The organism is Pseudoduganella sp. R-34 (assembly GCF_049904655.1).
GTDB lineage: Bacteria > Pseudomonadota > Gammaproteobacteria > Burkholderiales > Burkholderiaceae_D > Rugamonas.
Genome location: NZ_CP184572.1, coordinates 5,222,589 through 5,244,179 on the forward strand (window position 1 = coordinate 5,222,589; position 21,591 = coordinate 5,244,179).

17 protein-coding genes are annotated in these 21,591 nt (G+C 63.6%); 4 read left to right on the top strand and 13 right to left on the bottom strand.

The genetic code is table 11. The features are described 5' to 3' along the window. Positions 1–61: 61 nt before the first annotated feature. The 3 genes from hemP (at position 62) to ACN9MW_RS23990 (ending at position 1,903) form a co-directional block, all read left to right on the top strand. A complete protein-coding gene (gene hemP / locus ACN9MW_RS23980) occupies positions 62–256 on the top strand; it encodes a hemin uptake protein HemP (RefSeq protein WP_426163429.1) in 195 nt (64 codons plus the stop codon). A gap of 73 nt (positions 257–329) precedes the next feature. After that, positions 330–659 (top strand): hypothetical protein, encoded by a 330-nt coding sequence (locus tag ACN9MW_RS23985; RefSeq protein WP_426163432.1) that lies wholly within the window; start codon positions 330–332, stop codon positions 657–659. A gap of 8 nt (positions 660–667) precedes the next feature. Beyond that, positions 668–1,903, top strand: coding sequence for a DUF2325 domain-containing protein (locus ACN9MW_RS23990; RefSeq protein ID WP_426163435.1), 1,236 nt, complete (start codon positions 668–670; stop codon positions 1,901–1,903). Between the two features lie 139 nt (positions 1,904–2,042). Here ACN9MW_RS23990 and ACN9MW_RS23995 read toward each other — a convergent pair whose 3' ends face one another. From ACN9MW_RS23995 to ACN9MW_RS24025, 7 genes are all read right to left on the bottom strand, one after another. Then, the gene (locus ACN9MW_RS23995; RefSeq protein ID WP_426163438.1) at positions 2,043–4,811 is read right to left on the bottom strand and encodes a TonB-dependent receptor; all 2,769 of its coding nucleotides are present in this window, start codon (positions 4,809–4,811) and stop codon (positions 2,043–2,045) included. Between the two features lie 391 nt (positions 4,812–5,202). Further along, positions 5,203–7,950 carry a TonB-dependent receptor domain-containing protein gene (locus tag ACN9MW_RS24000; RefSeq protein ID WP_426163440.1) on the bottom strand — a complete coding sequence of 916 codons (2,748 nt, stop codon included), beginning with the start codon at positions 7,948–7,950 and terminating at the stop codon, positions 5,203–5,205. A 208-nt stretch (positions 7,951–8,158) separates the two neighbouring features. Continuing rightward, positions 8,159–9,526 carry a sulfite reductase subunit alpha gene (locus ACN9MW_RS24005; protein WP_426163443.1) on the bottom strand — a complete coding sequence of 456 codons (1,368 nt, stop codon included), beginning with the start codon at positions 9,524–9,526 and terminating at the stop codon, positions 8,159–8,161. After that, entirely contained in the window at positions 9,523–10,563 is a 1,041-nt protein-coding gene (locus tag ACN9MW_RS24010) for an FAD:protein FMN transferase (RefSeq protein WP_426163446.1), read from the bottom strand. Before ACN9MW_RS24010 ends, ACN9MW_RS24005 begins: the two co-directional genes overlap by 4 nt. Positions 10,564–10,567: 4 nt before the next feature. Beyond that, a complete protein-coding gene (locus ACN9MW_RS24015; RefSeq protein WP_426163448.1) occupies positions 10,568–11,395 on the bottom strand; it encodes a DUF4198 domain-containing protein in 828 nt (275 codons plus the stop codon). A gap of 9 nt (positions 11,396–11,404) precedes the next feature. After that, positions 11,405–11,920 (bottom strand): DUF2271 domain-containing protein, encoded by a 516-nt coding sequence (locus ACN9MW_RS24020; RefSeq protein ID WP_426163450.1) that lies wholly within the window; start codon positions 11,918–11,920, stop codon positions 11,405–11,407. Between the two features lie 10 nt (positions 11,921–11,930). Further along, entirely contained in the window at positions 11,931–12,581 is a 651-nt protein-coding gene (locus ACN9MW_RS24025) for a PepSY-associated TM helix domain-containing protein (RefSeq protein WP_426163452.1), read from the bottom strand. Between the two features lie 155 nt (positions 12,582–12,736). On the opposite strand from ACN9MW_RS24025, the gene ACN9MW_RS24030 reads away from it, so the two are divergent. After that, positions 12,737–14,995, top strand: coding sequence for a catecholate siderophore receptor Fiu (locus tag ACN9MW_RS24030; protein ID WP_426163454.1), 2,259 nt, complete (start codon positions 12,737–12,739; stop codon positions 14,993–14,995). A gap of 46 nt (positions 14,996–15,041) precedes the next feature. Here ACN9MW_RS24030 and ACN9MW_RS24035 read toward each other — a convergent pair whose 3' ends face one another. The 6 genes from ACN9MW_RS24035 to ACN9MW_RS24060 all read right to left on the bottom strand — a co-directional run bounded on the left by ACN9MW_RS24035 (position 15,042) and on the right by ACN9MW_RS24060 (position 21,590). Next, positions 15,042–15,278: a hypothetical protein gene (locus ACN9MW_RS24035; protein ID WP_426163456.1), complete on the bottom strand. Its 237-nt coding sequence runs from the start codon at positions 15,276–15,278 to the stop codon at positions 15,042–15,044. Positions 15,279–15,303: 25 nt separating this feature from the next. Beyond that, a complete protein-coding gene (locus ACN9MW_RS24040) occupies positions 15,304–15,648 on the bottom strand; it encodes a KGG domain-containing protein (RefSeq protein ID WP_426163458.1) in 345 nt (114 codons plus the stop codon). Between the two features lie 129 nt (positions 15,649–15,777). Then, the gene (gene pdeM / locus ACN9MW_RS24045) at positions 15,778–16,434 is read right to left on the bottom strand and encodes a ligase-associated DNA damage response endonuclease PdeM (protein WP_426163460.1); all 657 of its coding nucleotides are present in this window, start codon (positions 16,432–16,434) and stop codon (positions 15,778–15,780) included. Further along, positions 16,431–18,890 (bottom strand): ligase-associated DNA damage response DEXH box helicase, encoded by a 2,460-nt coding sequence (locus tag ACN9MW_RS24050; protein ID WP_426163463.1) that lies wholly within the window; start codon positions 18,888–18,890, stop codon positions 16,431–16,433. Before ACN9MW_RS24050 ends, pdeM begins: the two co-directional genes overlap by 4 nt. Before the next feature lie 68 nt (positions 18,891–18,958). Next, a complete protein-coding gene (locus ACN9MW_RS24055; RefSeq protein ID WP_426163465.1) occupies positions 18,959–20,593 on the bottom strand; it encodes an ATP-dependent DNA ligase in 1,635 nt (544 codons plus the stop codon). Continuing rightward, on the bottom strand, positions 20,586–21,590 hold the full coding sequence (locus ACN9MW_RS24060) for a ligase-associated DNA damage response exonuclease (RefSeq protein WP_426163467.1): 1,005 nt from the start codon (positions 21,588–21,590) through the stop codon (positions 20,586–20,588). The genes ACN9MW_RS24055 and ACN9MW_RS24060 overlap by 8 nt, the downstream gene beginning before the upstream one ends. Between the last annotated feature and the right edge of the window lies 1 nt (position 21,591).

The window sequence follows — 21,591 nt, forward strand, 5'->3', positions numbered from 1 at the left end:
AAGCTTTGCCGACCTGAGCATAATGCAAATGCGAATCATTCTTATCTGAGGAAAAATAACAATGTCTACTGCCACTATCGACGCCCCCAAACCCAAGGCTGCTGTCGCCCCTGCCGCGCAGCAGCCGACCCAGCCCCTGCGCCGCTACACCACCGCCGGCCTGATGGAAGATCAGCGCGAAATCGAAATTGAACATGCCGGCCGCATCTACCGTCTTCGCATCACGCAGTTGAACAAGCTGATCCTGACTGCCTGAAGCTTACCCTCCCCAATCGCCAGCCAGCCGTCACACGCGGCAGCCAGCCACCCCTGAAACTTTGGAGTGAATCATGGCTATCGACCGCAACGACCCGATCTTCACGCACAGCGCCGCTGCCCGGCAGCCGGAACTGATGCTGTCCGCCGTGCTGCACCTGATGTCCCACTATACGGCCAACGCCGCCGACAATGGCGGCTGCGTCAAGCTGGCATCGGTCATCGAGCGCCACCTGAAAGCGCTGGCGGCGCTGCCGGACCTCTCGCCCGTGCTGCGCGCCACCTGCCAGCAACTGTGCGAACAGTGGGGCGCCGTGGTCGAACATGCCCGTCCTCCGCAGGAACGCGCCAATTTCCTGGCGCGCCTGATCGGCCGCCCCCGCCCTGCCCCGCTGGCGGCCTGAGGGCCATCATGTGCGACAAGCACGACACTCCAGCCGCCAAGGCCGCGGCGGCCGAACCGGCGCGCCGCCGCCGCATCTGGGACCTGCCCCACACCTGCCACTGCCCCCTGGTCGGCGTCGGCCTGCCGCTTGGCGTGCTGCGCAAGATCGTCACCAAGGCAGTCGGCGGCAAGGTGCTGGCCGACGACTATGAAGTCCACGTTGGCGCCGTCAGCGAATGCAGCAACCGCAACCGCCTGTCCGAAGCCGTGCAGAAGGAATTGGAACGCCGCTATGCAGTGGTGATCCAGCGCTTCCGCCACGCCCGCGACACAGCGGCCCTGGAAGCGTTGTGGGAAGCTGCGGTCGCCAGCGGCGACGTGCCGGGCCCGTTCTGGGCCGGCCTGAGCCACCCGCACTGCACGCTCGAACTGCAGGAACACATGTGCCGCGACCTGCACATGATCCAGCACCAGGCCGGCGCCGCCACGCGCGCCGACATCAGCCGCCTGCAGGCGCTTGAACAATCGAATGCCGCGCTGGAGCGCGAACTGGCACGCCAGCAGCAGCGCAGCGCCACCTGGCAAGCCGAGCGCCACGCCGAACAGGAAGCCCATGCAGCCGCCATGATGCAGCTGCGCGCGCAACTGGTAGGCCGCGACAGCGTGCTCGCCTCGCTGCGCCAGCAACTGGAAGAACTGCACGCCACCGTTCCCGGCCTCGCCACGCGCGAACGCCTGGCGCGCCAACTGGCCGACACCGAGCAACGCGTGCATGACTTGCGCGCCGAAGCCGCCGCCGCCCGCGCCGAAGCCAGCGCCCTGGAACGCCAGCTCAGCGAAGCACGCGCCGCCTTGGCCGCAGCCGCGGCGCAATCATCGCCCGCCATGCCGGCAGCCGCCACCGCCGCAACGGGCGGGCCGGCTGTCCGTGCGGGCACCACCTCGCAACGCATCACGCTGCACGGACTGCTGGCCGAGCGCGTGCTGTGCGTAGGCGGCCGCGCCGGCAATGTGGCCGGCTACCGCAGCGTGATCGAAGAAGCCGGCGCCGAATTCCTGCACCACGACGGCGGCCTGGAAGACAACGTCGCCCGCCTCGAGACCAGCATGGCCGCAGCCGACCTGGTGATCTGCCAGACCGCCTGCATCAGCCACAGCGCCTACTGGCGCGTGAAAGACTTCTGCAAGCGGCACCAGAAGCGCTGCATCTTCGTCGACAACCCCAGCGTCACCACCCTCCAGCGCGCGCTGGAACCACAATAAAAGTCGGGGTCAGGTCTGGCAATCCGCCATTCCGCTGCGCGGAATGGCGGATTGCCAGACCTGACCCCGACTTTTAAAAAGAAACGCCCCGGCGCTTGCGCGCACGGGGCGTTTTGCTACTTGCTACTGAGGGCGGCGATTAGAAGGTGTAATTGCCGGTCAGGTAGAAGGTGCGGCCCATTGGGTCGGCGTAGCGTGGGTCGAAGCCAACCTGGTGGCCCGAGGAGTTACGCAGGGACAGCGGTGGGTTGCGGTCGGCCAGGTTCTTGATGCCGGCGCGCAGCGCCAGTTGCTTGTTGACAGCCCACTTGCCTTGCCAGTCGAAGGTCAGGTGCGACGGCACGTGGATGCGCACATCTTCGGAGGCGTTGGTACCCAGGTTCCACACAGTGGTCTTGGCATCGGTGTAGCCGTTGCGGTAGTTGGCGATGATCGAGTTGCTGAACGCGCCGGTTTCCAGGGTGTTGGTCCAACGTACAACGTGGCGGAACGACACGGCATTGTTGATGCCGAAGAAGTTCATGCTGTTGGTCCACTGATCGTCAGTGCCTGGCTTGGTGTAGTCAGACTTGATCAGGTAGGTGCCTGCCAGGGTCGACGAGAAGCGACCGAAACCGAAGTTGTGGCGGCCGGTCATGTCCCAGTCGATACCCTGGTTGTGGGTCTTGCCGATGTTGATCGACAGGCGCTGGAAGGCGTAGGACGTCTTGCCGCTTGCCACTTCGGTGAAGGTGGTGAACAGCTGCGGGTAGTCCGCGCCACCGTTGGCAAATGCCAGTTGCTCCGATACCGACGATACGGCGTCGCGAATCTTCACGTCCCACAGGTCGGCGCCGGCGGAGAACCAGTTTGCTGGCTCGACGCGGAAACCAACGGTGAACTGCTTCGACTTCTCAGGCTTCAGGTTCACGTTGCCACCCGACATAACCGGGTATTGCTCCAGGGCGCCAGATTTGCACAGGCTGCTGTTGCCTTGCACGTTCGGGCAAGCATACTTGGACGCGGTCACGCCTGCCGGCACCAGCGGCTGGCCGATGTTCAGCATGTCAGGTGCCTTGAAGCCGGTACCGTAGGAAGCGCGCACCACGGTGATGGAGTTCGGCTGCCAACGGGTGCTCAGCTTGTAGGTTACAGCCGATTCCTTCTTGCCCATCTCGGTGCCGGTTACGCCATTGTCGATCGCGGTGTAGGCGTCGTAACGCACGGCGCCGGTCACTTCAAAGGACTTCACCACTGGCACCAGCAACTCGGTGAACAGACCGTAGGTCTTGCGGGTCATGTCGTAAGTCGCAGGGCTGCTCAGGTTGTAGATCAGACCATTCTTGGCAGCATCGCTCGGGGTTTGCTCGTAGTGGTAGCGACGCAGGTCACCGCCCAGTGCGATCGAGCTGGAGCCGCCGCCCAGGCCCAGGTCGAACAGCTCGCGCGATGCGCGGCCATCGATGCCGGTCATGGTGGTCGATGCATTGCGGATCGCGCCGCGGTAGGTCGAACCATCGATCAGCGCGCGGGTAGCGTCGCTTACCGGGCCCAGCGGTGCGAACGGATCGAGGGAACCGTTGGCCATCATGCTGCGGAACTCTTTGTTCAGTTGGTAGCCGCCAACATAGCGCTCTTCGTACTTATTGCGCGACCAGGTCAGGCCACTGCTGAAGTTCCAGGCGCCGATGTCGCCTTCCAGGCCGGTCACAAAGTGCTGGGTGTCGGTCACGGTCTGGCTATCGCGGGTGCCCCAGTCGAAGCTGCGGTAGGTCGCGTTCACTGGCGAGACGCCCGGCTTGGTCACCGCCAGGTTGGCTTGCTGGGCTGGGGTCAGGAAAGGCTGTACGTAGTTGGTGTAGAACGCCGAACTGACTGGCACCGAAATCGGCATGGCGTTAGGCGCGATACGTGCGGTCAGGTCGAAGCGGCCAATGACGGTTTCAGCGAACAGGTTGACGTTGTCGGTCAGCTTGAAGGTGGCGTTACCGAAGAAGGTGTCGCGCTTGCTTTGCGGGACGATTTCAACGGTCGAACCGGAGTCGAAGCCGCAAGTCTGCTGGTTGGTCGGCACCACCACGTTCATTGGTGCGCACTTGCCGTTCTTCAGCAGGTATGGGTTGAAGGTGGTGCTGGTCTTGTCGTTGAAGTCGACGGTGACGTTGCCCGGCACAGCGGAGCTGCTGGTGCGGTCCATGACGTAGCTGTTGCCGTTGTAATTGAACGGAACGAACGAGGTCTTGGCGAATTCACGCTCGGTTGCGCGCAGCTGGGTGCGCTCGTCGTGGCGGTAGGTACCCATCAGGGCCAGGCGGCCACCCAGCAGGTCGTTGCTGCCGAAAGTGATCGCGGCATCAGTCTGGCGACCGGAGCTGCTTTCGAACGGCTGGGAGAAGTTGGCTTCCAGGTTTACGCCATTGAAGTTCTTCTTCATGATGAAGTTGATCACGCCGGCGATCGCGTCGGAACCGTACAGTGCGGATGCGCCGTCGGTCAGGATCTCAACGCGCTCGATCGCGCTCATCGGGATGGCGTTCAGGTTGACGGTCGAGCCATCATTTTGCGGAGCAATGCGGCGACCGTTCAGCAGGACCAGGGTGTAGCTCTCGCCGATATCGTGGATGGACGCGGAGACGCGGCCACCGGAGTTGGAGCCGGCAGCAGTTGCTTCAATGGAGAAGCCCTGCATTGCTGGCAGGGCCTGGATCAGTTCGGCAACGGTGTTGGCGCCGGTCTTCTTGATCGTTTCGGCGGACAGGCGCTGCACTGGCAGTGCGCCTTCGACGGCGATACGCTTGATCGCGGAACCGGTGATTTCAACGCGCTGCATTGGCGCTTCTTGCGCGGCGGCGTGGCCGGCAGCAATCAGGGCCAGGGCGGACATTGCCAGGCGCACGGAACGCACACCGACTTTTTCTTGGAAAGCCATTCTCTACTCCTTCGGGTTTCTAAAAACGTTCGAATGAGCAAAGTTTCTTTTTTGCATTTTGCTCACCGACCGCGGATTATGGGGGGAGCAAACAAGCAATTTCATGCCGGAGTATTACATTTCTAAAAGTTAAAGGGAAAATTCGCAAGATAGCGAAAGTATCGGAATTAAATTTGCCAAAAAACTGTGCAAATGTAGTTTTAACACAACAACACTAGAATCTTATTCAATCCAAATGGATTTCTATCAACCAGAACTTGCAACATCCGAGAAAGGTGTGCTTGTAATGAATTGTACTGATACTTAATTGAAATGTATTTATACTTGACTGAAAGAAAAAAACGCCCCGACGCTGACGCGCGCGGGGCGTTTTTGCAACTGCCTGGCTGACTTAGAAGGTATAGCCGCCGGTCAGGTAGAAAGTACGGCCCAGCGGATCGGCGTAGCGTGGGTCGAAGCCAACCTGGTGGCCGGACGAAGCGCGCAGCGAGAACGGTGGGTTGCGGTCGGCGATGTTCTTGATGCCGGCGCGCAGCAGCACGTTGCTGTTGACCTTCCACTTGCCCTGCCAGTCGAAGGTCAGGTGCGACGGTACGTGCACGCGGAAAGTTTCCAGCTGGTTGGTGGCAACGTTGCGGCTGGTCGCTTCGGCGTCGGTGTAGCCGTTGCGGTAGTTGGCCACCAGCGAGTTGGAGAACGCGCCGGTATCGAGGGTGGTCGACAGGCGGACGATGTGGCGGAACGACACGGCATCGTTGACGCCAAAGTAGTTCATGCTGTTCACCCAGTCGTTGTCCGTACCTGGCTTGGTGTAGTCGGACTTGATCAGGTAAGTGCCGTTCAGGGTGGTGGTCAGCTTACCGAACGAGAAGTTGTGGCGATAAGTGGTGTCCCAGTCGATACCCTGGTTGTGGGTCTTGCCGATGTTGATCGACAGGGTCTTCTTGGCCCAGTAGGTCTGGCCGTTGCCCGGATCGACGAAAGTGGTGAACAGTTCGCGGTACTTGACCGGATCGCCGAAGATCAGCGCTTCCGACACGCTCGACACGGCGTCGCGGATCTTCACATCCCACAGGTCAGCCTGCACCGAGAAGTTGCTGGTCGGTTCGAAACGGAAGCCGATGGTGAACTGCTTGGACTTCTCTGGCTTCAGGTTTTCGTTACCGCCGGACAGCACGTTGTACTGGCGCTTGCCCACCTGGCAGTAGTCCGCATTCTCGGCCTTCAGATTGGCAGGGCAGTCCCACGAGTTGGAGGTGAAGCCGGCCGACACCAGCGGCTGGCCGATATCGAGCATGGAAGGAGCCTTGAAGCCGGTGCCGTACGAACCGCGCATCAGGAACGATGGCGTAGGCTGCCAGCGCGCCGACACCTTGTAAGTGGTGGACGATTCCTTTTTGCCCATGTCGCGGTTAGCCAGGTTGTTCTTGACTGCTTCGAAGGTATCGTAGCGTGCGGCGCCGTTCACCTCGAGGCCCTTGATCACTGGCACGTTAACTTCGCCGAATACGCCGTAGTTGTTACGCTCCATGTCGTAGGCTGGCGATGCGCTGAAGCCGAAGATGTCCGAGCTGGTGGCGTGCGGGGTCTGCTGGTAGTGGTAGTTGCGGTAGTCGCCGCCCAGTGCAATCTGCGCGGCGCCCGCTGGCAACTGGAACAGTTCGTGCGAAGCTTTCGCATCGATGCCCTTCAGGGTGGTCGAGGCATCGCGGATCGAACCGTTGAACACCGAGTTGGAGATCAGCTGCTTGGTCGCATCGGATTGGCCGCCAATGCCCAGGAACGGGTCGAACTGGTTCTTGGCCAGCATGTCGCGGAATTCGGTGTTCTTGACGTAGCCGCCAACATAGCGCTCATCGATAGCGTTCCGGGACCAGGTCAGGCCGGTGCCGAAGCCCCAGGAACCGATTTCGCCTTCAGCGCCGAGCACCAGGTTCTTGGACGTGGTGATGGTTTCGCTGTCGCGGGTGCCCCAGTCGTAGGTACGGTAGCTGGCGGTCACGCTCTTGATATCGGTATCTTGCGCAGCGGTGATATATGGACGTACGTAGGTGTTGTACAGCGGCGAGCCCTTGGCGATCGAGACCGAAGCGGTGTTCGGCGCGATGCGCGCGGTGAGGTCCAGGCGCGAGTATGCCGCTTCCACGAATACATTGATCTTGTCGGTGGCTTTCACGGTAGCCTTGCCGAAGAAGCTGTCGCGGCTGTTTTCAGGCACGATCTCGATGGTTTGCACGAAATCGAAACCGCAGTTCTGCACCAGGGCGGTATTGCTCAACGAGAGCTGGTTCATGGCGGCGCACTGGCCGTTTTTCTTCTGGTACGGGTTAAAGCCGATTGGCGCGGCGCCGGACTTGAAGGTGGCCGACACGTTGGCAGGGATGGCTGCCGGGCTGGTGCGGTCGTAGATATAGCTGTTGCCATTCCAGTTGAACGGCACGTAGGCGGTGTCGGCGAAATCGCGGTCCAGCGCGCGCACCTGCTTGGTTTCGTCCTTGCGGTAGGTCAGCAGCACATTGTAGCGGTCCGAATCCAGGTCGCCCATGCCGTAGGTCAGGTTGAAATTGCTGGTGCGGCCTGCGCTCGATTGGGTGGGCTGGCTGTGGGTGGCTTCGATATTGAAGCCCTGGTAGTTCTTCTTCAGGTTGAAGTTGATGACGCCGGCAATCGCGTCGGAGCCGTACAGGGCGGACGCGCCGTCAGTCAGGATGTCGACGCTCTCAACCGCGCTCATTGGGATGGCGTTCAGGTTGATGGTCGAGCCGGAACCTTGCGGGGCAATGCGGCGGCCGTTCAGCAGTACCAGGGTGTAGCTGGCGCCAATATCGTGGATCGAAGCGGTCACGTTGCCGCCGGAATTGGTGCCTGCTGCAATGGCGGCAACCTGGAAGCCCTGCATGGCGGGCAGTGCCTGGATCAGGTCGGCGACGTTGGCCGCGCCGGATTTGGCGATCTGCTCGGCGTTCAGGCGCTGTACTGGCAGCGAGCCTTCCGCATTGATACGCTTGATGGCGGAACCGGTGATCTCAACGCGCTGGATTGGCGTTTCCTGCGCAATGGCAGCGCCAGCGGCAAACACGGCCAGGGCCGACAAGGCCAGGCGTACCGAGCGCACGCCAATTTTCTCCTGGAAAAACATTCCCTACTCCCCTTTTGTTTATGGATGAACAGACTTCACTTTGAAAGTCGGCTCGGGAATTATGAGAGCTAAGCTGTTACCAAGAATTCATACTTGTTACAAGTTTGAAATATTGAGAGAAAATTTGAAGCACCGATCGATCGTCCGAATTTAATTCGACAAAATCAAAGCCCTTCGTTGTTTGGACGCGACAGTAAAAAATTATTAATTAATAGACATCACGCCGATAGCGGCCGGAACTTGCCATTTGAACCACAACTGTTTCCGTTAATATCTCGCGCAGGGCACGATCCACGCCGGCCGCCATGCCTTCCAGGCTACCGCACACGTAGATTGCCGCGCCCTCGTCCACCCAGGCGCGCACGGTGGCGGCGTGCCTCAGCAGCAGGTCCTGCACGTACTCCTTGCCAAGCGGGCCGCGCGACCAGGCCAGGTCCAGGCGCGGCAGCATGCCTTCATGCTGCCAAGCGTCCAGTTCATCGTGGTAGAAGGCGTCATGCGCCGGGTCGCGTTCGCCAAACAGCAGCCAGTTGCGCGACTGGCCGGCCGCGGCACGCGCCTTCAGGTGGCCCCGCAGTCCGGCGATGCCGCTGCCATTGCCGATCAGGATCAGCGGGCGCGCGGCATTTGCCTCGAGCCGGAAACGGCGGTGCTCGCGCAGGCGCAGGCGCACCATGGCGCCCGCCTCGGCCTGCTGCGTCAGCCAGCCCGAGGCCAGGCCGTGGCTGCCGTCGCCATGGCGGTGCAGGCGCACCAGCAGGTGCACCCTGCCATCGGGCGGGATAGAGGCGATCGAATATTCGCGCGGGCGATCGGGATCGGCTGGCGCCGCGACCTGCACCAGGTCGCCCGATTGCCAGGCCGGCAGCGGCTGGCCTGGCATCGGCTCCAGTTCAAGGTGGTAGATCGGCGCACCGGCGCTGCCAGGATTAAGCTGGCGCCGCTCGGCCAGGCGCCATTCCGCGAAATCGGGCGCATCCCAGTCCGGCGCATCGCTGGTGCCTGCCAGGTGGCTCAATTGCTGGCGCCAGGCCGCGATGGCGGGCGCGGCGCTGCGGTCGACTTCGATGCGCGGGAACAGCGCTTGCGCGCCGCGTTCCGCCAGCCAGGCGTCGAGCGCGCGGCCGAAGCCGCAAAAGCTGCCATAGGCGCTGTCGCCCAGCGCCAGCACGGCGTAATGCATGCGCCCCAGCTGGAGGTCGCTGCGCGCCATCAGGCGCTGTGCAAAGCGCGCTGCGGCGTCGGGCGGATCGCCTTCGCCGTAGGTCGACGCCAGGAACAGCACGCGTTCGGCCGCCTGCAGCGTCGCCGCGTCGAGTTCGTCGAAGGCGCACAACTGGTTCGCAATGCCGGCCACGCGCAGGGTTTCGCTGGTCTGGCGCGCCAGCAGCTCGGCATTGCCGGTCTGGCTGGCGTAGGCCACCAGCCAGGGCGAGTCGCCCGCCGCCGCGCGCGCAGCCTGCGTAGCAGCGCGGGCGCGCCGCGCGCGCAGCCAGGGCAGCAGGCATACCAGGCCATAGCCGGCAATCATGGCGGCTGTCAGGCCGAGGCGGGTCGGGTCGTTCGTCAGGATCATTCTTCTTCAAGCATTTTCTGGAAGCGGCTGCTGAGGATTTCGCGCAGCCCCTTCCGTTCGCGCAGCAGGAAGCGCGCGGCCAGGCCCCTGCGTTCTGCCAGTGCCAGCCCTTGTTCAGGGCCAAGCACCGTCAGCGCGGTGGACCAGGCATCGGCGGCCATCGCGCTTTCGTGCACCACCGTGACCGAAGCCAGCGCATTGGAGATCGGCATGCCGTTGCGCGGATCGATGGTATGCGGTCGCCGCTCGGCATCCTGCATGAAATACTTGCGGTAGTCGCCGGAGGTGGCGACGGCCAGCCCATGCAGCGCGACGGCGATTTCACCCGCGCGGCTGGCGCCTGGCGCCGGCGGTTCTTCCAGCGCTACCCACCAGGGCTGGCCATCGGGCTTGAAGCCGGCGCCGCGCAGCTCGCCGCCGACTTCAACCAGATAGTGGCGGCAGCCCTGGGCTTCGAGGTATTGCGCCAGCCTGTCCACGCCGAAGCCCTTGGCCACTGCCGACAAATCAAGCTGCACCCCGCCGGGCTGGAAGGCGCGCTTGCGCGCGGCATCCAGTTCCACCGTGCGACCCGCCATGCCGGCGCGCACGGTCGCCACATCGCGTGCACTGGGCGGCACGAAACCGGCTTCGTCATGGCGGCCGGTCGGGCCGAAGCCCCACAGGTTCACCAGCAGGCCGGCGCAGGGATCGCAGGCGCCCCCGGTCTCGCGCGCAACCTCGAGCGCGTATTTCAGCACTTCGAAAAAGCCGGCTGGCAGCACATGCCAGGTACAGGCGCCGGCGCGGTTGAAGCGGCCCAGGTCGGAGGCCGGATCCCAATGGCTCATCTCGCGCACCACCTGGTCCAGCTGCTCCTGCAAGCCGGACTGCAGGCCGGCGGCCCGCAGCGGCACGCCGGCGGCCATGGCGCCAGGCGTCAGCGCTACCCGCGCCGACCAAGTGGTCCCCATGCTGGCGCCGCCGAAATCGACGATGCCCGCCCCCGCCGGCGCTGGCTCGGCGGAGATGGTGGGCGGCAGCAGTACCCGGCGCACCTGCTTACTGCGGCAGTACTTCCACCGTCGCTGCGTAAGTCACGCGGCGCGGCGGCATCTGGCGCGGCCCCGGCTGCTGGCCGGCTTGCGGCGCGGCGGCTGCAGGCCAGCTGCTGGACACCAGGTACATGCCCGCTTCCGGAATCTTGAAGCTGATCTCGCCCTTGGCATCGGTCGCCATGCGGATCTCGCCCAGCGTGCCGCGATAGCGCACGCCACCCGGAATCAGGCTGAAGGCCTGGTTGGCCGCCGGCTTGCCGTCCAGCAGGAAGCGCCAGGTGGCCTGCTCGCCCGCGCGCATATCGTTCGGGTGCGTCACCGGCACCAGTTCCAGGCCAACGCCGCTCGGCTTGAACACCGCTTCATCGGTCTTGTTGGCGCTGACGAAGGTCTCCAGCCGGCTGGCTGTGCGCGACACATTGAGTTCTTCCGCATTGGCCGGCACGTTGGCCGCCAGTTCCGCCTCGGAACCGCGCCAGCGCTTCATTTCGCCATTGACCTTCCAGCTCGCCATGACAGACTGGCTCACCAGCGCGATCTTGTAAGTGCCCGGCTTGGCCATCTTCACATCGAAGGTGGAACGCAGGCGGCCGGTCAGCGCGTTCAGCATCTCAACCTTGGCGCCATCAGGGCCGGTAATCGAAATGCCGTCGAGCTTCAGCGGCTGGTGGTCGACGTCGAACAGGCCTTCGGAAATCGCGGCGTCCACGGTCACCCAAGGCTCCTTGGAATCAACCAGGGAAGACGAAGGCAGCAGCCACGGCTTGTGCGCCTGTGCACTGAAAGCGGCGCCGGCCAGTGCCAGCGCGATCAGGGATTTGCTCAGCTTCATGGCGGCTCCTTATGGTTTGACTTGCACGGTCACGTCGCCCAGTTCTTCCTTGCCCTTGGCGGAGAAGGACTGCGCCGACTTGGGCGGCCATGCCACCGGCACTTTCACCAGCTCGCGGCCGCCCGCTTCGCGCGCAGCTTCCACCACCAGCTGGTAATTGCCGGCCGGGAGCTTGTTCAACGCATCTTTCGCGACCGGGAAGCTCAGCGAAACTTCGCCCGGTGCGCGGGTGGCGCCGCTCACGCCATCCATCGGCATTTCGACGTCGCGGCCCACCTTGCGCCACCACTGGCGCATATCCTTCAGCCACTTGGTACCGGCATTGTCCTTCTTCTTCACGTCGTACAGCACGGCCAGGTTGGTCACGACCTTCTGGTCCGCGTTCTCCAGCCAGGCCGCCACATATGGGCGGTGGTATTCAGCGACGTTCAGTTGCGGGAGTTCGAATTTCAGCGTCAGGTCGGCCGCCATCGCGGACGCGCTCACCAGCGGCAAGCCGACGGCGATGGAATAGCGAAGTTTCATACAGAGGTCCTTAATGAATGTAGAGCAAAGCGATAACACAGGGAATAACGACACCCAGGCCAACCATCGGCCAGGTGAACGGCCGCTTGGCCGCGTGGAATTTCAGGATCAGCAAACCGGTAATGCAGAACACCAGGCAGGCCGCCGCAAAGATATCGATGAACCAGTTCCAGGCCGCACCGGTATTGCGGCCCTTGTGGACGTCGTTCAACCACGAAATCCAGCCGCGGTCCGTGTTTTCGAATTCCGCAGCGCCATCCTCCAGGCCGATGCGCACCCAGGCATCGCCGCCCGCCTTCGGCATCGGCAGGTAAACTTCGTCGGCCGACCATTCGGCCTCGCGCCCGCCGGCCTTGATGGACCACGTTTCGCGCAGCCAGCGCTCGCCCGCTTCCGGCAACGGCGCTTTTTCGCCGTCGTGCTTTTCGGCGAAGGCATGCAGTTCGCCGACCAGGGAGTCTGGCGCCGTGGCCTGCTTGCGCACCACAGACGGCTTGGCCTCGATCTGGCTGGCGTGATTCAGGGTGATGCCGGTGATCGCAAACAGGAACATGCCGAGCAGGCACATGGCCGAACTGACCCAATGCCATTCGTGCAGGAGTTTGAGCCAAACTGCGCGCTTGGCCTGGATTTCTGGACTGCCCAAGTTGTTACTTTCCATAAGTGAATACCGGATGATAATGCACCGGGCTTGCCAATGCAATTGAGAATCGTTATCATTTACATTGCTTTACATACCCGCTATCGCCAGCCACCTCCAGTTTGACGGATGCAGCCAGCCGCCAAACATCAACTGCATCAAATCTGGAGAGAATTTTGACCATCCGTAGCCGCAAGCACACGCTGGCCGCCCAGCCGCTGCTGAACCAATCCCTGCTCGCCATGGCCGCCATCGGCCTGCCCCTGTCCGTCCAGGCCCAGGCACAAGAAAAGACCATGGCCGAAGTCAAGGTCGAAGCCGCCGCCGACGTCGCATACAAGGCCGACCGCGCGTCTTCGCCAAAACTGACTGCCCCGCTGGTGGACACCCCGCAAACCATTACCGTCATCAAGAAGGAATTGCTGCAGGAGCAAGGCGCTGCGTCCGTGATGGAAGCACTCCAGAACACGCCGGGCATTACCCTGCAACTGGGCGAAAACGGCAACACCAGTGCCGGCGATACCTTCCAGATGCGCGGCTTCTCGGCCCAGTCCTCGATCTTCGTCGACGGCATCCGCGACCTGGGCGCCGTCTCGCGCGACGCCTTCAACCTGGAACAGGTGGAAGTGGTGAAGGGCCCGGCCGGCGCCGACATCGGCCGCGGTGCGGCCGCCGGCTATATCAACCTGGTCTCCAAGACGCCGGTACGCGAGGATGCCGTTTCCGGCACCGTCGCCTTCACCCAGGGCGGCGTCAAGCGCCTGACCGCCGACGTGCAGCGCGCCTTCGGCAGCAGCGGCGCCTTCCGCCTGAACCTGATGGGTTCCGACGGCTCGCAAAAAGGCAGCCGCGCACTGGACCGTGAAAGCCACGGCATCGCGCCTTCCGTCGCCTGGGGCCTGGGCATGCCAACCCGCCTCTACCTGTACTCGCAGCACATCCGCCAGGACAACGTACCTGACGGCGCGATCCCGAGCGTGGGCATGGCCGGCTTCTACAATGGCACCTATCCATGGCTGGCGAAAGCGCAGCGCGTCGACCGCAACAACTGGTACGGCCTGGATGGCGACTATGAGGATGTGAAGGCCGACATGGTGACCGCCAAAGTCGAACACGACCTGACGCCGAAGACCAAGCTGACCAACACCACCCGCTATGGAAAATCCAAAATGGACCGCATCCTGAGCGGCGTGAACGCCGTCACGGCGCTGGATCCGGCCAACCCGGCCAGCTGGACCGTCGCACGCACGCGCCAGAGCGTGCTGCAGGAAAACCGTATCCTGGCCAATACCACCAACATCGTGTCGGAGTTCGATGCCTTCGGCGTGCAGCACACCATCTCGACCGGTCTCGAGTTGCTGAACGAAGAACAGTTCACCCCGACCCGCGTCGGCCTCGGCACCGCCAGCGCTGCCAACCTGTACAACCCGAACCCGAAAGATCCGCTGACCGGCTTCGCTCCTTATCTGAACGGCGCGTTCAGCAAAGGCGAAACCACCACCGTCGGCGCCTACCTGTTCGACACCATCAAGCTGAACGAACAATGGCTGGTGAACGCAGGCCTGCGCTACGAGCGCTACGACACGGAGACCAATAGCGCCACCGTGACCGCGCCAAGCACCGTGCCGGTCGCCGCCCACCTGGAAAAGTCCGGCAACCTGAGCAGCTACAAGACCGGCCTGGTCTACAAGCCAACGGCCGATGGCAGCATCTACCTGGCCTATGCCAACTCGAAGACCCCGCCGGGCAGCGCCAACCTTTCGCTGGCGGCCCAGGGCACGAACGCCAACATCAACAGCGCTGCCCTGAAGCCGCAAACCACGACCAACGTGGAACTGGGTACCAAGTGGGACGTGATCCAGAAGCAGCTGGCCCTGACCGCCACCCTCTACCGCACCACCAACAAGGATGAAATCCCGGTCAAGATCGATGAAGTGACCAACACCTGGGGCCAGTTGGGCAAGCGCCAGGTGCAAGGCGTGGAGCTGGGCGCCGTCGGCCAGGTTACCAAGGCCTGGAGCGTGATCGCCGGCGTCGCTTTCATGGACACCGAGATCAAGGAAAGCAATACCGGCGCCGGCAACAATGGCCTGGGCGCGGCAACTCGCTGGTCGCCGAAAAAGACCGCTACCCTGTGGACCAACTACAAGCTGAACGACAAGCTGAGCTTGGGCGGCGGCGCGCGCTACACCGGTACCCAGTACCGCCTGGTCGATCCGACCGGCGACGCGGCCAAGACCAATATGCCGTCGATGCCATCCTACACCGTAGTCGATGCCATGGCGGCCTACCAGCTGTCGAAGAACGTGTCGCTGCAGCTGAACGTGTACAACGTGTTCGACAAGTTCTACCTCTCCAGCCTGAACAACGGCGGCTCACGCTTTGTGATCGGTGCCCCGCGTATTGCCAAGGCGACCGCATCCTTCCAGTTCTAAGGATCGCGGCAAAAAGAAAGGCGGGCTCGCAGCCCGCCTTTTTTATTCAAACGCCGGAACTTGCATCCGGCCCTGGCGCACCGCCTTCGGTGCCCAATCCACTGCCGCCCTGCCGCGAACCGCTTTCCGTAGCACTTTGCCGGTTACCCGGCAAAGGTCGGTCGGCGCGGCGGATCTGCCCTTCCGGAACCTCGGCGTTGGCTATTTCCGGATGCTCTGTATCGACCAGCACAAAGTTTTGCTGGTTCTCCGTGTCCTTACTGGGTTTGTCAGGCCTTCCCATGCTGGCCTCCTTACATCAATGAAACTTAGTACTTATCGCCACCCTGCTTGTTGCCCTGGTAGTCCTGCTGGTAGTCCTTGCTGAACTCTTGCTGGCCCTGGCTGGGTTGCTGCTCGGTACGGCTGGCGTTGCCACGCGAACCGCTCTGGCGGTTGCCATCGTTCTTGTGGCTCATGCTGCCGGCGCGGCGTGCTTCCTCGGAAGTGAATTCGTGTGCCGTGCCCTTCTGGTGGGCTGCGCGGCCGCCTTCGGAAGCAATTTCCCTCTGGCGTTGTGGGTCCATGGAGGCAAAGCCACGTGCACTTTGCTTGCTGCCGGAAGGACTGTCCTGCCGGTTGCCGCGTTTGTCGCCTGGATTGTTCGAAGCCATGATTCGTCCCCCTGCTTGGTTCGGTGGAAAAGACCCCCGCCCCTTACCGTAGGCGCGGGAGAACTCATGTTAGTGCAAGCACTGTACAGGTAATATAGGACGTTCAGCGCGACAAATGTAGGATATCGCCTACCTTTTTTCTATTGGGAAAACCGCATCATCGGCCACAACATACACCCTGTCCGTGGTTTCCGGAATCAAAGAGTGCCCGCCAGTAAAGGCGCCAAAGGCCGGCAAGATGGCGCGCGTAGTGCCAAGCAGAAAGCAAGGCAAGCGCAACGACTCGCGCGCGGTGCGTAGGTGAAACACGGGATGCACGTGGCCAGCAACGGCATAGCCTTCGCAAGCCACATCGGGATGGTGGCACAGGGCGAACGGGCCGCAGGCATACGGCTCGTCGGCCATCGTTACGTCGAGCAGCGTGGATGGATCGCCCGCGTGCCAGTCATGGTTGCCGCGCACCAGCAGCAGCGCCAGATCGCGATGCCGGCTGCGCCAATCTAGCATGGCCTGCAATGTTGCCGGCGCCTGCGCGGCCCTCGCGTGCAGGAAGTCGCCGAGAAAAATGATGCGTTGCGTGTCATGCGTCGTTAGCAAGGTTTCGAGCACGGCAAGGTTTTCGCTTGTCGTCCCGCGCGGCACCGGTACGCCCAGCGCGCGGAAGCTGGCCGCTTTGCCGAAATGGACGTCCGCCACCATCAAGGTTTTCGCAGCCGGCCAGTACAGTGCCTTTTGCGGCAACAGCAGCACGCGCTCGCCTGCCAGTTCGGTTGCGACGGAATTCATGGACCGGCGGCCTTTTCCAGCTCACGCAGCATGCGGGCGACGCGATCGGACAGCCTTTCGGTCGTCAGCTTCTCGCGGAAGCGTTCCACCATCAACGCGAAGCCGAACGGCGTGGCGCGGCGCACTTCATGGAAGCTGGGCCGGCGCCGCTGCAAGTCCTGCAGCGTGGCACGCAAGCGCCCCAGTTCAAGCTCTTGCTCGAGCACTTCGCGCTGGGCCTGCGTCAGCAGCAGGTTGTTGGCGTCGTGCTTGCGAAAGACTTCAAAGAACAAGGACGAAGAGGCCTGCAATTGGCGATTGCTTTTCGGCTGGCCCGGAAAGCCCTGGAAGATCAATCCGGCGATGCGCGCAATCTCGCGGAACCGCCGCTGCGACAACTCGCTGGCATTCAGGCTGGCCAACACATCTTCCAGCAAGTTCTCCGTCGTGAAGGCGCCGCCCTCGTCCAGTGCCTCGCGCCACGGCAGCGCCTCCGGCGCCAGCAATTCAAAACCGTAATCGTTGACGGCGATCGAAAACGTCGCGGGCCGCGCGCGGGCAATGCGATACGCCAGCAACGACGCCAGGCCGATGTGCACCGAGCGCCCGGCGAAGGGATAGACGAACAGATGGTGTCCCTCCCTGCTTTCCATCGCCTCGATCACGGTAGTATCCGGTGTTGGGAGCGCCGACCAGCGCTGCTGGATATCGAGCAGCGGCTTGATGGCCTGCATTTCCGGTCCCGCGTAGCAGCCCTCCGTGGCACGCCGCAACTGCTCTAGCGCGGCGTGCGCCAGCTCGGACGACAATGGCATCTTGCCGCCCTGCCAGCGCGGCACAGCGCCCTTGGCTCCCGTAGCGCGCCGCACGAAGGCCGTCATTTCATGCATGCGCACGAATTCGAGAATGCGGCCGCCGAACAGGAAGTGGTCGCCTTTGGCCAGGCGTGCAATGAAGCCTTCCTCCACGCTGCCAAGCGCGGAGCCGTTCATGTATTTCACCTGCACCGTCGCTTCCGAAACAATGGTGCCGATGCCCATCCGATGGCGGCGCGCGATGGCTGCATCGGGCACGCGGTAAATGCCCTCCTCGTCCGCCAGCACACGGCGGTATTCGGGATAGGCGGACAGGCTTTGCCCGCCGCGCGCCACGAAGTCCAGGGCCCATTGCCATTCCTCCTGGCTTAGCGCGCGATAAGACCATGCCGTTCGCACTTCGGCCAGCAGTTCCTCACTGCGGAAGCCGCCGCCCAGCGCCACCGTCACGAGGTGCTGGACCAGCACATCCAGCGGCTTTTCCGGCGGCGGCCGGGGTTCCACCCGGCGTTCGCGCACCGCCTCGATGGCGCCTGCAGCCTCCAGCAGTTCCAGGCTATGCGTCGGCACCAGCGTCGCGCGCGAAGTGCGGCCTGGCGCGTGCCCCGAGCGTCCGGCGCGCTGCAGCAGGCGCGCGATGCCTTTGGCGCTGCCGATCTGCAGTACCCGCTCCACCGGCAGGAAGTCGACGCCAAGGTCGAGGCTCGATGTACAGACCACGGCTTTGAGCTTGCCCTGTTTGAGACCCTGCTCTACCCATTCGCGCACTTCCTTGTCGAGCGAACCATGATGCAGGGCCAGGACGCCCGCCCACTCGGGTCTCGCATCGAGCAGGTTCTGGTACCAAAGTTCGGCCTGGGAGCGGGTGTTGCAGAACACCAGCGTGCTGGCGTGTTGCGCGATCTCGTTGGCGACCGGTTCCAGCATCTGCAAGCCCAGGTGGCCGGCCCAGGGAAAGCGCGATGGATGGTCGGGCACCAGGGTATCGACCAGAACCTCCTTGCGCAGGTGGTCTTCGACGATTGCCCCATGCGGCGCCAGCACGTCGCGCGCCTGCTGCAGGTTGCCAAGGGTGGCCGACAGGCCCCACACCACCAAGGCAGGCTGCCAGCTGCGCAACCGCGCCAGCGCAAGCTGGGCTTGCACGCCGCGCTTGTTGCCCATCAACTCATGCCATTCGTCGACCACCAGCATGTCCAGTTGCGCAAACAGTTCGCTCGCTTCCGGGCGGCTAAGCAGGACGCTGAGGCTTTCCGGCGTCGTGACCAGCGCATGCGGCAGGAGGCGCGCTTGCCTGGCTCGGGTTCCACTGTCGGTGTCGCCGGTGCGCGATTCGATTTGCCAGGCGGGCAACAAGTCGGCGGCGGAGGTCTGCAGCGCGCGCAGGGTGTCTGCCGCAAGCGCCCGCATCGGCGTGACCCAGAGCAGGCGCAAGCCGGGCTTGCGACTGGCCCTCGCGCGCTGCAAAGCCGCCAGCCAGACGGCCAGCGTCTTGCCGGAGCCGGTCGTGGCATGCAGCAGGCCGGACTCGCCGCGCCGTGCCGCATCCCATACCTCGCGCTGGAAAGGAAAGACCGACCAGCCGCGCGCTGCAAGCCATTCCTCCACTATCTCGCGTGAAGGGCCTGCCGGTGAGCCGGAGGCAGGCAGCCGTGCGGGCATTGACGCCTCGCCGGGTGGCACTGGAGGCTGGTGGCGCGGCAAGGGCCGCGGACGGGGGAAGGCAGGACTCATGGCGGCGCCTGTGCCAGCAGGCCGCGCAAAGTGTCGAGCGTATCGGCATCCTCGACGGCCTTGTCGTCGCGCCGCCGCAGGATGCGCGGGAAACGCACCGCAATGCCAGACTTGTGGCGCGGCGACAACGCAATGCCTTCGAACCCGATCTCGAACACCATGGTCGGCCGCACGCTGCGCACCGGCCCGAAGCGCTCGACGGTCGTGCGGCGCACTGCGTTATCCACCTGCGCGATTTCGGCATCGGTCAGGCCGGAGTAGGCCTTGGCAAATGGCACCAGCTTGCGCTCGCCCTCCCCGTCGCTGTCCCATACCGCAAACGTATAGTCGGTGTACAGCGAAGCGCGCCGGCCATGTCCGGCCTGTGCATAGACCAGTACCGCATCAACGCTGAAAGGGTCGATCTTCCACTTCCACCAGGTGCCCACGTCCTTGGTGCGGCCGACGCCATACTGAGCATCCTTCGCTTTGAGCATCATGCCTTCCACGCCCCGTGCCCGCGATTCCGTGCGGACCTGCGCCAGTTGCCCCCAGTCCTCCGCCAGCACCAGCGGCGACAGGCGCAGCTGCGGCTGCGCTACCTGCGCCACCAGCTGCTCCAGCAAGGCGCGCCGCTCGTACTGCGGCAACTGGCGAACGTCGACGCCGTCGAGCTCCAGCAAATCATACGCCACCAGTACTGCAGGAAGTTCGGCCAGCAGCTTCGCGCTGAGCAGCTTGCGACCGATGCGCTTCTGCAGCGCTGCGAAAGGCGCCGGCGCATCGCCTTGCGGCCAGACAAGGATTTCGCCATCGATCACCGTGCCCTGCGGCAGGTGCAGGGACGCCAGTTCAGGGAAGCGTTCAGTGATCAGGTCCTCGCCGCGCGACCACAGGAAATTCAGTCCTGCGCGTGACACAAGCTGCGTGCGCATGCCGTCGTATTTCCACTCGACCTGCCAGGCCGCCAGGTCGCCCAGCGTAGCGGGATCGGCCTGCAAGGCATGGGCCAGGAAAAATGGGTAGGGCTGCCCGCCGCGCTCCGCATGCTCGGTCGCGGACGGCGCCGCAATCAGCTGCAGGAAGCCTTGCGCCGTCGGCCGCACCCTGCCATCGGTCCAGCCCATGAGCCGCTGCGCCACCAGCTTGCTGTCCACCGCTGCGATGGCGCTGAGCGCACGGGTGACCAGCAGGCGCGACACGCCAACACGGAAACCGCCGCCGATCAGTTTCACCAGCAGGAACCGTTCGCGGGTCTCCAGTTCGTCCCAATAGCGGAACAGGGCGGCCCGCACCTCGTCCGGTGCAGCACCGCGCAAAGGCGCGATGCGCTGCTCGATCCACTCCGCCAGGCCGACCTCGCTCTCCAGGTTTGGCGCCGGCAGGATGTGGGCGATCGTCTCTGCCAGGTCGCCGACCGCGTTGTAGCACTCATCAAACAGCCATTCATCCAGTCCCGCATACTCCGTCGCATACTGGCGCAGCAACTTGACCGGGACCGCTTGCCGCGGCTTGCCGCCGGCCAGGAAATACACGGCCCACGCCGCATTCTCCGGTGCTGCCTTGCTGAAATAGGCTTGCAGCGCTTCCAGCTTGCGCTTGGTGGACGTGGTTTCATCCAGTTCCGCATACAGGCGGGCAAACTCACGCATCGCCCGCCTCCCCTGCCTCCTCGTCGCCGTATTCGGTATCGAAGCCCTTGGCGTCATAGCCGTTCTGGCACAGCCAGCGCACCATGACTGGAATCGAGCCATGCGTGACGATCACCCGTTGCGCCCCGGTGGCGCGAATGGCTTGCATCAAGCCCGGCCAGTCGGCATGGTCGGACAGCACGAAACCGCGGTCTACCGCCCGCCGCCGGCGCGCGCCGCGCAATTGCATCCAGCCGCTGGCAAAGGCATCGCTGAAATCACCGAAGCGGCGTATCCACGGCGACCCGGCAGCCGATGGCGGCGCCAGCACGAGCGCCTGGCGCAGCGCTGCCTTGTCCGCATCGCCCACCATCACCGTCGGCGGCAGCGCAACGCCGCCCTCGCGATAGATCCGGTTCAAGGGCTCCACCGCTCCGTGGCAGACAACGGGACCAATCGAAGGATCGAGCCCGCTCAGGATGCGCTGCGCCTTGCCAAACGCGTAGCACAGCATGACGCTGCATCGCCCTTCTTGCGCATTGCGGCGCCACCAGGCATTCATGTCGTCGAAAATCGCCTGCTGCGCCTGCCAGCGGTAGATTGGCAGGCCGAAAGTGGACTCCGTGATGAAGCAGTGGCAGCGCACCGGTTCGAACGTCGCACAGGTGACATCCGGCTCCACCTTGTAGTCGCCCGAGGCAACCCATACCTCGCCCTGGCATTCCATGCGCACTTGCGCCGAGCCGAGGACATGCCCGGCCGGGTGTAGCGAGATGCGCACGCCATGGTGCTCCAGCGCCTCGCCATATTCGAGACCCTGGACGTTTACCTGGCCCAGGCGAGCGCGCAAGATGCCGATGCCCGGCGCGGCGCACAGGTAGTGCGCGTGACCGGGACGTGCATGGTCGCCATGGCCATGCGTGATCACGGCGCGTTCCACCGGGCGCCAGGGGTCGATATAGAAGCCGCCCGGCACGCAATACAGGCCCTCTCTGCGCACGACTACCATGTCGGCCATC